Annotated in this window: 13 protein-coding genes; 5 read left to right on the top strand and 8 right to left on the bottom strand. The window is 62.3% G+C overall.

The window, feature by feature from the left end:
* The first annotated feature begins 23 nt into the window (after positions 1–23).
* Both M3O22_03045 and M3O22_03040 read left to right on the top strand, forming a co-directional pair.
* Positions 24–713, top strand: a complete 690-nt coding sequence (locus tag M3O22_03045) for a CvpA family protein (GenBank protein MDP9195735.1) — start codon at positions 24–26, stop codon at positions 711–713.
* Between the two features lie 3 nt (positions 714–716).
* On the top strand, positions 717–1,355 hold the full coding sequence (locus tag M3O22_03040; protein ID MDP9195734.1) for a CvpA family protein: 639 nt from the start codon (positions 717–719) through the stop codon (positions 1,353–1,355).
* 315 nt (positions 1,356–1,670) lie between these two features.
* Here M3O22_03040 and dksA read toward each other — a convergent pair whose 3' ends face one another.
* The 7 genes from dksA to M3O22_03005 all read right to left on the bottom strand — a co-directional run bounded on the left by dksA (position 1,671) and on the right by M3O22_03005 (position 7,306).
* Positions 1,671–2,096, bottom strand: coding sequence for an RNA polymerase-binding protein DksA (gene dksA, locus M3O22_03035; GenBank protein MDP9195733.1), 426 nt, complete (start codon positions 2,094–2,096; stop codon positions 1,671–1,673).
* Positions 2,097–2,197: 101 nt separating this feature from the next.
* A complete protein-coding gene (gene coaD / locus M3O22_03030) occupies positions 2,198–2,704 on the bottom strand; it encodes a pantetheine-phosphate adenylyltransferase (GenBank protein MDP9195732.1) in 507 nt (168 codons plus the stop codon).
* A gap of 9 nt (positions 2,705–2,713) precedes the next feature.
* The gene (locus M3O22_03025) at positions 2,714–3,991 is read right to left on the bottom strand and encodes a hypothetical protein (GenBank protein ID MDP9195731.1); all 1,278 of its coding nucleotides are present in this window, start codon (positions 3,989–3,991) and stop codon (positions 2,714–2,716) included.
* Positions 3,992–4,030: 39 nt separating this feature from the next.
* Complete coding sequence (locus tag M3O22_03020; GenBank protein ID MDP9195730.1) at positions 4,031–4,450, bottom strand: hypothetical protein; 420 nt, start codon at positions 4,448–4,450, stop codon at positions 4,031–4,033.
* Entirely contained in the window at positions 4,447–4,839 is a 393-nt protein-coding gene (locus M3O22_03015; GenBank protein MDP9195729.1) for a cytochrome c-type biogenesis protein CcmH, read from the bottom strand. Before M3O22_03015 ends, M3O22_03020 begins: the two co-directional genes overlap by 4 nt.
* Positions 4,836–5,375 (bottom strand): DsbE family thiol:disulfide interchange protein, encoded by a 540-nt coding sequence (locus M3O22_03010; protein ID MDP9195728.1) that lies wholly within the window; start codon positions 5,373–5,375, stop codon positions 4,836–4,838. The genes M3O22_03015 and M3O22_03010 overlap by 4 nt, the downstream gene beginning before the upstream one ends.
* Positions 5,372–7,306, bottom strand: a complete 1,935-nt coding sequence (locus M3O22_03005) for a heme lyase CcmF/NrfE family subunit (GenBank protein MDP9195727.1) — start codon at positions 7,304–7,306, stop codon at positions 5,372–5,374. The genes M3O22_03010 and M3O22_03005 overlap by 4 nt, the downstream gene beginning before the upstream one ends.
* Before the next feature lie 345 nt (positions 7,307–7,651).
* Here M3O22_03005 and M3O22_03000 point away from each other — a divergent pair, with 345 nt between their 5' ends.
* The 3 genes from M3O22_03000 to M3O22_02990 all read left to right on the top strand — a co-directional run bounded on the left by M3O22_03000 (position 7,652) and on the right by M3O22_02990 (position 9,245).
* On the top strand, positions 7,652–7,888 hold the full coding sequence (locus M3O22_03000) for a hypothetical protein (protein ID MDP9195726.1): 237 nt from the start codon (positions 7,652–7,654) through the stop codon (positions 7,886–7,888).
* A 109-nt stretch (positions 7,889–7,997) separates the two neighbouring features.
* Complete coding sequence (locus M3O22_02995; protein ID MDP9195725.1) at positions 7,998–8,528, top strand: SH3 domain-containing protein; 531 nt, start codon at positions 7,998–8,000, stop codon at positions 8,526–8,528.
* Positions 8,529–8,540: 12 nt separating this feature from the next.
* Complete coding sequence (locus tag M3O22_02990; GenBank protein MDP9195724.1) at positions 8,541–9,245, top strand: response regulator transcription factor; 705 nt, start codon at positions 8,541–8,543, stop codon at positions 9,243–9,245.
* Positions 9,246–9,289: 44 nt separating this feature from the next.
* On the opposite strand, the gene M3O22_02985 is transcribed toward M3O22_02990, so the two are convergent.
* Positions 9,290–9,814, bottom strand: a complete 525-nt coding sequence (locus M3O22_02985) for a DUF3576 domain-containing protein (GenBank protein ID MDP9195723.1) — start codon at positions 9,812–9,814, stop codon at positions 9,290–9,292.
* Between the last annotated feature and the right edge of the window lie 2 nt (positions 9,815–9,816).

The raw sequence follows: 9,816 nt of genomic DNA, 5'->3' as shown, positions 1-9,816 counted from the left end.
GTCCAACAGACAGGTAAGCCCTGATGGAATCCCTGCCCGTAAATGTGTTTGATCTGGTCATCATCGCCATCGTTCTTGTGTCCGCCGTTCTGGCGTTTTCCCGGGGATTTGTGCACGAAATCCTGTCTGTGTCCGGGTGGGTCGCCGCGTATTTCGGGGCCCGCGAGATTGGCCCCCTGATCGAGTCCACCACGGGGTCCTTTCTGGAATCCATTCCAGGCGCGCGGGAGTTTGTGGAAGAGTACATGGCCTGGGACATGGTCGTGACTATCCTGGCCCTGGTGATTGCTTTTGCGGTCATCCTGGCCATATGCGCCATCATCACCCACTTTATATCGCGCAGTATCCGCAGTTCGGCCCTGAACGCCGTGGACCGGTCCCTGGGGGCTGCTTTCGGCATTGCCCGCGGCGCCCTGCTGGTCAGTCTGATGTGGCTTCTGGCCACGTGGATCTGGAAAACAGACGAACAGCCGGTCTGGATGAAGGAAGCCCGTACCAGGACCCTGCTGGCCTCCGGCGCGGACTTCCTGCGCGAGCTGGCCCCCAAAGGCCTGGAAATGGAAGCGGCAGACGACAGGGAGCCTGCAGGGACAGACAGCAAACCCCCTGAACCTGCGGGAGGAGAGAATGGCCGGACGACAGAACAGCTGCCGGACCTGACAGACCCGGCTCCTGCTGTACCGGGCGCGCCTGCTGCGGAAGCGGTGAGATAGCCCATGGACGGCGACTTTCCCTTCCAGACCCTGGACATGGTCATCCTGGCCATCCTGGTGTGGTCGGCCATGCTGGGCTTTGTCCGTGGAATCGTGCGTGAGGTGGCGGCCATCCTGGCCCTGCTGGTGGCTGTGGTGGCCACCGTCATTCTTTTTCCCCATGCGCGGGATCTTGTGGCCGGGTATATCGACATGCCTGTGGTCACAAACCTGGTGGCCGGGGGTGGATCGTTCCTGGTCCTGTACCTGGTCAGCCGCATGCTCTTTTCCATGTTCCGTGCCAAAGCCGAGGCGGCCCAGCTCAACGGTCTGGACAGGGGGCTGGGGTTCGTGTTCGGCCTGGCCCGCGCCGGGCTTTTGCTCACGCTGGTGTTCATGGGCGTGAACCATGCGGTGCCGGAAGAGAGCCAGCCTGAATGGTTCCAGGAATTCCAGAGCCGCCCGCTGCTGGAAAAAGGAACCCAGGCCCTGGAAGAGGCTTTCCCCGAAGAGGTCCGGGAAAAACTGGCCGGTGACGTGAAGGCCCTGCAGAAACTGGCTGAAAAGCCAGGGACGGGGGAGGAGGCTGATCCGTCTCCTGAATCTGAAGAAGATACCCCGCCAGAATCCTCTGAAGGCAACAGCGGCGACATTCCGCTGTAGAACAGATCTCTTGCATAACCAGAAAATCCCCGATCCTTCGACACCCTTCGACAGGCTCAGGGTAAGGTCTCAGGATGAGGGTTTTCTGCATCCCCTGAGCCTCATGGTGAGCCTGTCGAACCATGGGCGAAGGGTTGTTATGCAAGGTTCCCCTGAGGGAGGGGTCGACACACCGGGCAGAGCGAGGCGGGTCGGGCGAGGGGTATTGAGAAGGAGTCTTCCTTGCGACCCCTCACCCGCTCCCCGTCTTTGCTTCGCTACGACGCGATCGCGACCTCTCCCTCAGAGGGAGAGGTAAGGGGGCGGGTTTCAGTATCAGGTATCGTCCCGGTGGGTGCGTTCCATGCGCTCATGCCTCTCCTGGGCCTCGAGCCCCAGGGTGGCGATGGGCCGGGCTTCCAGACGGCGGATGCCGATGGGCTCGCCCGTTTCCTCGCAGAAGCCATAGGTGCCGTCGCGGATCCGCTCCAGCGCCTCGTCAATCTTGATGATCAGCTTGCGCTCCCGGTCCCGCGTCCGGAATTCCAGCGAGCGGTCGGTCTCCAGCGAGGCGCGGTCGGTGATGTCAGGCTCCTGCATGCCGCCATCGTGCTGAAGCTCCGCCAGGGTTTCTGTGGATTCCCGCAGCAGTTCCTGTTTCCAGGCCAGAAGCTTTTGCCGGAAATATTCCAGCATGGGGGGGGCCATGTATTTTTCCTTTTCCGTGGGGCGATAGCCTTTGGGAAGCCTGGTACCGGGCATTGTCGGGACTCCATTACAGTTCCGGCGGACGGGTGTTTATAGATTAACCTGTATTCGGGGGCAACAGGATCCTGTCCTGTTGGACAGCCAGAGATTGCAATTCACCCTCCGGACAGCTTTTTCTGCAGGGCCTCTGCCACCGCGGGGGAGACAAAGTGGGTTACGTCCCCGCCCAGGCGGTGGATTTCCTTGACGAAACGGGAAGAGATGAACTGGTGTCTGTCAGAGGCCATCAGGAATACGGTCTCGATATCCGGCTCCAGCCTGTGGTTCATGGACGCCATCTGGAATTCGTACTCGAAGTCCGACACGGCCCGCAGGCCCCGGATGACGGCGCTGGCGCTCACGGACCGGGCAAAATGCATCAGCAGGGTGTCAAAGGCCACCACCTCGATCCGGCCTGGCTGTGAAATATCCCGGATGACCTCGTTCTGGATCAGGGTGACCCTTTCAGCGGCGGAAAACAGGGGGCTCTTGCCCTCGTTCGAGGCCACGGCCACGATCAGGCGGTCCACGGTTTTCAGGGCCCGCTGGATGATATCCATGTGGCCTTTTGTGACCGGGTCAAAGGTACCCGGGTAGACACCGGTGCGGGTTCCGGGGGATATACTCACACCCTACTTCCTCTGCAACAGCCAGTTCACGCCGCCAGGCCCGGTCAGGCGCAGGCCGCCGGCTTCCTGCACGGCCGTGTATTCCTCGTCCCGCGGGGCAATTCTGCTTTTTGCATTGCGGGCCGCGCTGCAGGAGTCCTCAAAACTTTCTTCGCCGCTTTCGATCTGAAAAACCAGCTTTCCGTTCCGGGGCAGCAAGGTTCCCCGCTTGTCCGAACGGGTGCGGTCCTCGCATCCCTTGTCCCGGTACACTGTCTTGTGGGTGACCCAGGTAAAGCTGCTGTCGGGCAGGATGGCAAGATACATGGTGCGGGCCACATCCTTTGGTGTGGTCACCTGCCTTGCGCCCACATCGGTGCCGTAGATGCCCTGCTGGCCGAAGGAGAACAGGTGCTGTCCCGGCGCTGTTCCCGTCTGGGAATAATAGAGCTGCTGCTCCATCACCAGCTCCTTGCCGCGCCCCTCGTACGACCACGACCCCGCCAGTTCAGCCGGCGCAGGGACAGAGGCTGTGGAAGCAGCGGGTGGTGCCGATGCCGGCATGGGAGCGGCAGAAGTGTTTGCCTGCCCCTGCTGCTGCAGGGTTCCGGCGGCGCCCCCCACGGGGGTGATCATGATGCCTGCGGAATACTGGGGTGGTTCCAGCTTCTGCAGATGTCCTTCCAGATCACCGGCGTTGATCTGGCCATCTCCATTGATGTCTTTCCAGGCCTGCAGTTCCCAGGGACCGCGTCCGGGGACAGAAATGCTGTATTTGCCGCCGCCGCCCCAGGGTTCCGGCGTGGCCGTGACCTGGACACAGTCCGAAGGCCCCCTGCAGGCCCGGACAGTGGTGCCTGCCAGATCCTCCCTGGGCGGGCCGTAGAGGGCGCCTTTGAGGACAAACCGGGGATCAGCGGCCCCGGGTGGCCCTATTCTCTGCAGGTTCAGGACAAGGCCCTGCGCAGGGGCGCTGATATTGTCCAGAACTGCGTAGAAATCACCGTTCGCAGGATTGGGGTCCAGGTTGATGTCCCGGTGGCCCACCAGCCGCAGGGTCACGTCGGAAGAGATATCAGCAAAGCTGAAAGCCGCTGTGGAGGGGGTTCCCTCGATCCAGGTGCTGATCACAGGGATACAGGCCTGGGCGACGGGTTCGCACAGGGAGACCTGGACACCTTCCAGGGTTTCGCCCGGGGGGGCGTTGACGGTTCCCGAAATCTCGCCCATGGGGTTTGCCTGGGCAGACGCCGCTGCCATGGCAAGGAGAGCCGCAAGAACGGGGTGAAGGAAAGGACGCATGGTTTCTCCTGGAAAGACAGGCCAGACAGGCGGCAAAGGTTATCTGATTTGTCCGGGCTGTACAATGCTGCCGGATGGGGGAACCGGACCGCCCATATTCTCCACGTGTCGCCATACCGCTGCGGCTTCCGGATGGCGCCCCATGGCCTGGTACGTTTCGGCCAGCAGGATCCAGCCTTCCAGGTCCCGGGGTTCCTGCTGCAGGTGCTGCACCAGGCGGCCCAGTTCCTGCCGTACAGCGGCGGGGGGAGAGGGGCGGGCAGGGGGCCTGCTTCCGGCCAGGCCGGAACTTCCCAAGGCCAGATAAAGCCCCAGGGCAGACAGGGGAACAAGAACAGCCAGGCTTCCGGCCAGAAGGCGCAGGGGCTTGCTTTGGTCCTTTTCCGGCCGCAGGAGCGGATGGAGCAGGACAGCGGTAACAAGGGCTGTCAGAACAGCGGCGGCGATCCAGAAGGTCATGATTCTTTTCCCTGTCTGCGGAACCACAGGGCGATTCCCATAGCGGCGACCAGCAGGATCGTGGCCGGGCCCAGCCACAGCAGGAGCGTTGAGGCCCTGAATGGCGGTTTCAGCAGGATCCTGTCTCCGTACCGTTTCACGATGTCCTGCCGGATCTGGTCCGGCGTCCAGCCGGCCTGCAGCTGTTCGCGGACCAGGCGGCGCAGGTCCCGGGCCATGGGCGCCGGAGAATTTTCCACGCTCTCGCTCTGGCACACGGGACAGTGCAGGGCATGACCGATGTCCCGGGCCTGCTGTTCCAGGACGGGATCGGCCAGCATCTCGTCCGGTTCCACGGCCAGGACTGGGACAGCAAAAAAGAGCAGGAGCAGGAAGAGAACCGGTTTCATCGGCGCAGGGCCTTCACCAGGGGCAGGATCTCCCGGTCCACCACGTCCTGTGTCAGGGGGCCGGCGTGGCGGTACCGGATGATGCCGTCCGGATCAATGACAAAGGTTTCCGGAATGCCGGAAATGGCAAAGGCCGTGGCGGCAATGCCCTGATCGTCACTGCCGGTGCGCAGATAGGGATTGCCCCGCTGTTCAAGCCATTCGTCAGCTTTCTCCAGGTCATCCCTGTACAGGATGCCGGAGATGGTGACGCCTTTTTCTTTCAGGGCCATCAGGACGGGGTGCTCGGCCACACAGGGCACACACCAGGTGGCGAAGAAATTGACCAGGGTGACATCCGGCTTCTGTCCCGGGCCCAGATGAAGTTCATCACTGTGCATTCCCGACTTTGTTTTATTCCAGATAACAAATTCCGGTAAAGGCTTGCCGATCAGGGCCGAGGGGGCGATGGATGGATCCCGCCCTGTGCTGAAAGCCAGAACCAGACCCAGTGCCACAAACACGACAAGAGGAGTTATGACAGCCAGACGCTTCATGCCGGGTTTTCCTTTCCTGTTCGCCGTCCGGCCAGGGACACAGCGCCGCCAGCAGCCATGATTCCGGCGCCGGCCCAGATCCAGACCACCAGGGGATGGTGCCAGACGCGCACGGTCCACGCTCCTTCCGGTGTGGTATTGCCCAGGGCCACATAGATATTCCCGGACAGGCCCGTGTGGATGGCGGCCTCGGTCGTTGTTGCGCTGGCGACAGGGTACCAGCGTTTTTCAGGATACAGGGTAGCCACCATGTCCTTGACCCGGAAGGTCCCCTGGTCGGCCAGCCAGTTGGGACCGGGAATGGTCCTGTAACCTTCAAACACCAGGGTGTATCCGGCCACGTCTACAGTCTGGCCGGGACGCAGGGACACGATCCTCTCGCTGGTCCACAGGGATCCGGCCATGCCGATAATGGCGATGCCCAGACCCGCGTGGGCCAGCGTCATGCCTGCAAAGGACAGGGGCAGGCCACGGACCCGGGCCAGGGTTTCCATCACAGGGGCCCGGAACAGATGAATCCGGTCCGCTGCGTCGCTGGCCACGCAGGCCAGGATCCAGACGCCCAGGGCCAGCGCGGCTATGGCCAGCACAGGCTTCAGGCCCAGGGCGTAGGCCGTGCCCAGGGTGATGGCCAGAGTCAGCAGCGCGGCCTTTCCAGCGGACTGCAGCACAGGACGCAGGTCTCCCCGCTTCCAGGCCAGGAAGGGCCCGGCGCCCACGGCAAGCGCCATGGGGACCAGCAGGGGCAGGACCGTGATGGTGAACCAGGGCGGGCCGACAGTGACGGACCCGAGGCCCAGAAGTTCTGACAGCAGGGGATACAGGGTGCCCAGCAGGATAGTGGCGGCTGCGGTGGACAGAAGCAGGTTGTTCAGAAGGATGGCCCCCTCGCGGCTGACAGGGGGGAAGGTCGGGCCCGGGTCCAGACGGGGCGCGCGCAGGGCGTACAGGGTCAGGGCGCTGCCCATGGTCAGGGCCAGGATGGCCAGAATGAACAGGCCCCGGGCGGGATCGGTGGCAAAGGCATGGACCGAGGTGATGATGCCCGAGCGCACCAGGAATGTGCCCAGCAGGGACAGGCCAAAAGTGATCAGGGCCAGCAGGAGGGTCCAGGCTTTCAGCGCATTGCGCCGCTCTGTCACCACCAGGGAATGGACCAGGGCCGTGCCGCACAGCCAGGGAAGCAGGGAAGCATTCTCTACCGGGTCCCAGAACCACCAGCCGCCCCAGCCCAGCTCGTAATAGGCCCACCAGGATCCCAGCGCGATCCCCAGGGTCAGGCTGATCCAGGCCACCAGTGTCCATGGACGGGCCAGCCGGACCCATGGCGCGTCGGCCCGGTTTTCCAGAAGGGCCGCGATGGCCAGGGAGAAAGGCACCGAAAAGCCCACATAGCCCAGATAAAGAAAAGGTGGATGAAAGGCCAGGCCGGGATCCTGCAGCAGGGGGTTCAGGTCCTGGCCGTCAGCCGGGGAAAGGGGCAGGCGCACAAAGGGACTGGAGGCCACCAGGATGTACAGAAGGGTCATGGCGCCCAGAAGCCCATGGATTCCCAGGGCCCGGGTGCGCAGAAGGGCGGGCATGGTCCGCGGAAACAGGGCCAGTGCGGCTCCGCACCCCGACAGGATCAGGACCCACAGCAGCATGGATCCCTCGTGGTTGCCCCACACGCCAGTGATTTTGTACAGCAGGGGTTTGGCCGAATGGCTGTTGGCCGCTACGTTCAGGACGCTGAAATCCGACGTGATGTACGCGTATGTCAGGGTTGCAAACGCCAGTGCCACAAGGAAAAACTGCAGCAGGGCTGCCGGCCGGGCCGTGGCCATCAGTCTTTCATAACCCCGGACGGCCCCGGCCAGAGGCAGCGTTCCCTGCATACAGGCAACGATCAGCGCCAGGATCAGGGCATAGTGGCCGGATTCGATGAACATGGGGCCTGTGTAGCAGGAAGGTGTGGGAAAGAAAAAGAGAAGGATTGCGCAATTTCCGTCACTGTGAGGGTGCAGCTTTGCGCGGCATCGTCAAAAACCATTGGTTGCTGAAAGTAAAACAGCATGTCACGATATGAATATCCGGTGCTTTTCAACAGGGAGATTGCGATGACACACAGCAGAACTACTGCACTCGGTTTGGTGACCTTGACGGCCTTGGCATGCATAGGAGGGATAATTCGCCTGACCACAGGTACTGCTTCTGCTGAAAATCAGAAGACTGACTGTCCCGCCCTTCTGCAGAAACTGGGCCCTGTTTTCGGGTCAGGTGGCAGCTGGACTGCTGTGCACTATCCTGTGGTCATGGATCCGGCCGGCGCAGCCCTTTTCAATATTTATGGCCAGTCTGTGGAGGGGCCAAAGCACAAGGGGCTGGTGGTCCGGGATTCCTCCGGAAAAATTTCCTACATTCCTGACTCGACGCGGGAAAATCCCATGCCACGGGAGCGTGTTCTGAAGGGTGAAGAGAATGCCGCCTTTCGGGAATACGCGAGAATCTGCGCGTCCGCGGCAACACTCTGAAGCGGGGTTTCCTCGTTCCGGCAGGCACCGGCATTCCCCTGTTTCATTCACAGGCTGTTGGAGGTATAACACCGGAATGTCCTGTCTGAATGAAAGACGGCTTCCGGCCATGTTTCGAACTCTTGTGAAAAGTGTGTGCGTCCTGCTGCTATTCTTGGCGTTTCTGGCCAGTGGTGCGATGGCCGCCGACAGGAACGCCACGCCCCCCCAGCTGAGGGGCAGCGGCCTTCCGGTGCCGCGGTTTGTCACTCTCAAGGCCGCTGAAGTGTCCCTGCGGACCGGTCCGGGGACCATCTATCCCATCGAGTGGATCTTTGTGCGCCGCGGCATGCCGGTGGAAATCACGGCAGAATTCGATACCTGGCGCCGCATCCGTGACTGGGAAGGGGCCGAGGGCTGGGTGCATCAGAGCCTTGTGTCCGGCCAGCGGGCTGTCGTGGTGACCGGTGCCGTCAGGCCCCTGCGCCGCAAGCCGGTGGCCGATTCGGCTGTTCTGGCCCAGCTGGAACCCGGCGTGATTGCCGCGCTGGAGGAATGCCCGAAAGACTCCACCTGGTGCCGTATTGCCCTGGACGAGGAAGAGGGCTGGGTCCGCCGCCAGGATGTATGGGGCGTATACACGGCAGAAGCTGTTGAGTAGGGAAAACAGGTTATGGCGCAGAATATTATCCTTGTGGATGACGACCGCAACATCCTGACGTCCGTGGCCATGGCCCTGGAGGCAGAAGGGTTCGAGGTGCGGACCTACAGTGACGGCGAGGAAGCCCTGCGCGCCATCGCGGCCCGTCCGCCGAACCTGGCGGTGCTGGACATCAAGATGCCGCGCATGGACGGTATGGAGGTCCTCTCCCGTCTGCGCCAGACATCCAGTCTTCCGGTGATCTTCCTGACATCAAAGGATGACGAGCTGGACGAGGTCATGGGCCTTCGCATGGGGGCCGACGACTATATCACCAAGCCGTTTTCCCAGCGCTTGCTGGTGGAGCGGATCCGCGCCCTGCTGCGCCGGGAGGCGGTGACCCAGGGCAAGGCGGCGGGGGAGCCGGGCAGCATCCTGACCCGCGGTGACCTGGTGCTGGACGGATCGCGCCATTCCTGCACCTGGAAGGGAAAGCAGGTCGACCTGACCGTAACGGAATTTCTGCTGGTGAAGGCCCTGGCCCAGCGGCCGGGACACGTCAAGAACCGGGACCAGCTGATGGATGCCGCATATGGCGAACACATCTATGTGGATGACCGCACTATCGACAGCCACATCAAGCGGCTGCGCAAGAAATTCCGGGCTGTGGACGATGACTTTGCCCAGATCGAGACCCTGTATGGGGTCGGGTACCGGTACCGGGAATCAGAAGCCTGAAGACAGAAGGCCAGAAACCAGAAGCTTTTCTGGTTTCTGTATTCCTACTCCTGCCCTTCTTCCTCGATGGCCACCCGCATCTGGCGGGCGCGGGTCAGAATGGTGTCTTCCAGGGTCCGGGCGGTTTCCGGCGATACAGGCACATCGGCCCAGTTGCCGTTTTCATCCTGCTGCTGGCGGAAGACGGAGACGCGCACGCCGTCAGCCCGCAGCTGGCGGTCCAGGATATGGATGTTCAGCTTGCTGCGCTCGCCCGGATTTTCGGGGGCCGAGTACCAGTCTGTGAGAATCACGCCGCCAAAGGGATCGGCCGAGGCGATGGGCATGAAGGATACGGTATCCAGCGAGGCGCGCCACAGAAAGCCGTTCACGCCGATTCCGGTATTTTCCTCCTTGTCCCTGTCCCGGCCCTCGCCGAACAGGACAAAGCCTTCCTCTCCCAGGAGACTGCCGTGCTTGTAGAGATTGTCCCGCTCGGGATCCGGGTAACTGGCCTCGGACTGGAGACTGCCGCAAGCCGTCGCCGTGACCAGAACCAGAAGAAGGCAGAACCCTGAAAGAATACGCATTC

The organism is Pseudomonadota bacterium, from assembly GCA_030775045.1.
In the GTDB taxonomy this organism is placed as follows: Bacteria; Pseudomonadota; Alphaproteobacteria; order JALYJY01; family JALYJY01; genus JALYJY01.
The sequence above is the reverse complement of the archived record's forward strand: the minus strand, read 5'-3'. Positions and strand labels throughout refer to the sequence as shown.